Here is a 2,763-nt window from a genome sequence, read left to right on the forward strand (position 1 = left end):
GACCTATCTGATCACCGTGCCCACGGCGCTTTCGGCGCTGATGCAGCGCAAGATCGACGCCGATATTTCCGCGCTGCCCGGCGCGGGCGAGTCCGCCGTCGTCGAGGACCGCCTGCCGCGGATCGGCGCCGATCCGGCGCCCGCCCCGGAGCCGGGCCCGGAGCCGGGCCCCGAACCGTCGGGGGACGGGGCGGCGGATCCGGCCGCCGCGCCCGCGGATGACCGCCCGCTTGCCCGCAATGCGCGCCCCTTTGAAAACCCGGCCGAAAAGCCGCTGTTCACGGTGATTCTGATCGACAATGGCGATCCGGCGCTGGACCGGGCGGCGCTGGCCGATCTGCCCTTCCCGGTCAGTTTCGCGCTGGACCCGCTGTCGCCCGAGGCCGCCGCCCAGGCCCAGATCTATCGCGATGCCGGGCAAGAGGTGCTGATGCTGGCCACCGGCCTGCCGCAGGGCGCCCAGGCCTCGGATGTGGAAGTGGCCTTCCAGGCGATGTTCCAGGCTCTGCCGCAGGCGGTGGCGGTGATGGCGCCGCAGCAGGGCGGCTTCCAGGGCGACCGTCCGACCGCGACGCTGGTCGTGCCGGTCGTGGGGGCCGAGGGGCTGGGTCTGGTGACCTGGGATCAGGGGCTGAACGCCGCCGATCAGGTCGCCCGGCGCGAGGATGTGCCTGCGGCCGTGGCCTTCCGCGCTTTGGATACCGAGGGCGAAGCCGCGCCGGTGATCCGCCGCTATCTGGACCGCGCGGCCTTCAAGGCGGCGCAAGAGGGGCGGGTGACCGTGGTCGGCACCACCCGGCCCGAAACCGTGGCCGCGCTTTTGGAATGGTCGGTCGAGGGCCGGGCCGCCACCGTGGCGCTTGCGCCGGTCAGCGCCGTCCTGACGCTGGACTGAGCGGCGGGGGCGGCGGGGGCCGAACGGCAACCCGGCGCGCCGCCTGCCGTCACCGCATCCGCAACCGCAACCACAACCGCGATCCGGCCGGGCCTGCGGGCCTATTGCGTGGTTCCAAGGTCGATCACCCAATGCAGGCGGCTGTCGGGCGCTTCGGACAGGGCGATGCCGATGCCGATCTCACGCGCCTGGCGCAGCAGCATGTTGTCCTTGTGATGGGGCGAGTTCATCCACCATTCCACCGCCCGATGCGGCGTGGCGAAGCCGCGGCCGGTGTTCTCGGCGGCGATGTGGAAGTCATAGCCCACCCGCCGCAACCGCTGTTGCAGATGGCTGCCATCGGCCGAATCGTGGCTGATCGAATGGCGCTGGGCATTGTCGCAGGCATGGCCCTGCGCGGCCCGGTCCAACGCGGCATTCAGCACCAAAGCGGGCAGGCCGCGCGCGCGGCGTTCGGCATTGATCCCGGCCAGAAGCTCGGCCCGCAGGGTGGCGCTGGCTTCGGGCAGGGCGCAGCCGGCCCCGCCCCCCGCCTCGGCGCGATGGGGCGGCAGGCCGGCTCCCAGCGCGGCAAGGCCAAGGAGAAGGGCGAGATGAAAGGACAGAAGGCGGCGGGTCGGCGGCATATGGGTCTCCTTTCCGGGCAGAGCGGGGGGGGTGACCGCAGCCTGAAGCGCGAGGGGTGCCACAAGGCGGCAGGCTTGCGGCAAGACTGCGGCCGATGGGCCGGTTTGTCGCGATCGCCTGTCAGGCCAGCGGCGGCACGATCGGCCCGCCGGCCTCGGCCGCGTCTTCCGCATCATGGGTCACCAGCAGCACCGGCAGGCCGCGGGCACGGGCGGTGTCGAAGGTGAAGCGGCGGATGCGGGCGCGCAGCGCGGCATCAAGCCGGGCAAAGGGTTCGTCCAGCAGCAGCGCCCGCGGCTCGGCCAGAAGGGTGCGCATCAGGGCCACGCGGGCGCGCTCGCCCCCCGACAGGGTGGCCGGATCGCGCGGGCCAAAGCCCGGCAGGCCGGCTTCCTGCAGTGCTGCGGCGATCCGCGCCGTCCGGTCCGGGCCGCGCCAGGCGGCGGGCAGGCCGAAGGCCAGGTTGCCCGCGACCGACAGATGCGGAAACAGCAGCGCGTCCTGGAACAGGATGCCGATCCGCCGCGCCTCGGTCGGAAGCCCGGTCACCTCGCGCCCGTCCAGCAGCACCCGCCCGGTGACCCGGAACCCGCCGGGCAGGCTGCCGATCAGCGCAGCCAGCAGCGTGGATTTCCCCGCGCCCGAAGGCCCCATGACCGTCAGGATCTGACCCGGGCCGACGGTTGCACTTAACCGCACCAGGGGCGTGGCTGCCCCGGGCGGGGTGACGGTCAGCGCCTCGATCTGCAAACCCTGTCCTGCGTTCATGCCGCCATCCCCCGGCGCTGGCGCCAGATCAGCGCGGGCAGGGCCAGCGCCAGGGCAAAGCCCAAGGCCGGCAGCAGCATCTGCAACAGCGCATAGGCGCCGATCAGCCGCCGGTTGCCGCCCGAGGACAGCGCCAGCGCCTCGGTCGTCAGCGTGGCGACCCGCCCGCCGCCCAGAAGAAGCGTCGGCAGATATTGCCCGGTCGACACGGCCAGCCCGACCGCGGCTGCGGTCAGCAGCGGGCGCAACAGCAGCGGCAGCAGCAGGCGGCGGAAGGTGGCGCCGGGGCCGAGGCCCAGCTTCGCCGACAGGGGCGCAAGCCGCGGGTCCAGCGCGCGGAAGGGCGGAGCCAGCGACAGATAGACATAGGGCAGGACGAAGATCAGATGCCCGGCCAGCACCGCCGCGGTGCCCCCCGCGCCCAGCGTCAGCGCCAGCGCCTGCAGCCCCGGCAGGACGGCGCTCTGCGGGAT

At 73.1% G+C, this 2,763-nt stretch carries 3 protein-coding genes and 1 pseudogene; 1 reads left to right on the forward strand and 3 read right to left on the reverse strand.

Going from position 1 to position 2,763, the window contains the following annotated elements; all coding sequences use genetic code 11:
* Window positions 1-895: divergent polysaccharide deacetylase family protein (locus K1Y73_RS21760; RefSeq protein WP_225030501.1), on the forward strand; the 895-nt coding region annotated here is incomplete at its 5' end.
* Window positions 896-996: 101 nt separating this feature from the next.
* On the opposite strand, the gene K1Y73_RS21765 is transcribed toward K1Y73_RS21760, so the two are convergent.
* From K1Y73_RS21765 to K1Y73_RS21775, 3 genes and pseudogenes are all read right to left on the reverse strand, one after another.
* Entirely contained in the window at window positions 997-1,521 is a 525-nt protein-coding gene (locus tag K1Y73_RS21765; RefSeq protein WP_225030502.1) for a CAP domain-containing protein, read from the reverse strand.
* Window positions 1,522-1,642: 121 nt separating this feature from the next.
* The gene (locus K1Y73_RS21770; protein ID WP_225030504.1) at window positions 1,643-2,290 is read right to left on the reverse strand and encodes an ATP-binding cassette domain-containing protein; all 648 of its coding nucleotides are present in this window, start codon (window positions 2,288-2,290) and stop codon (window positions 1,643-1,645) included.
* Window positions 2,287-2,763 (reverse strand): annotated as a pseudogene (locus K1Y73_RS21775) (ABC transporter permease); the annotation flags it as partial. The pseudogene K1Y73_RS21775 and the gene K1Y73_RS21770, both read right to left, overlap by 4 nt.

It is taken from the genome of Xinfangfangia pollutisoli (assembly GCF_020179405.1).
Lineage (GTDB): Bacteria > Pseudomonadota > Alphaproteobacteria > Rhodobacterales > Rhodobacteraceae > Pseudogemmobacter > Pseudogemmobacter pollutisoli.

Excerpts from the sequence above, each read along its gene's own strand:
- K1Y73_RS21765 (WP_225030502.1), bottom strand. The coding sequence starts at position 1,521 with ATGCCGCCGACCCGCCGCCTTCTGTCCTTTCATCTCGCCCTTCTCCTT.
- K1Y73_RS21770 (WP_225030504.1), bottom strand. The coding sequence starts at position 2,290 with ATGAACGCAGGACAGGGTTTGCAGATCGAGGCGCTGACCGTCACCCCG.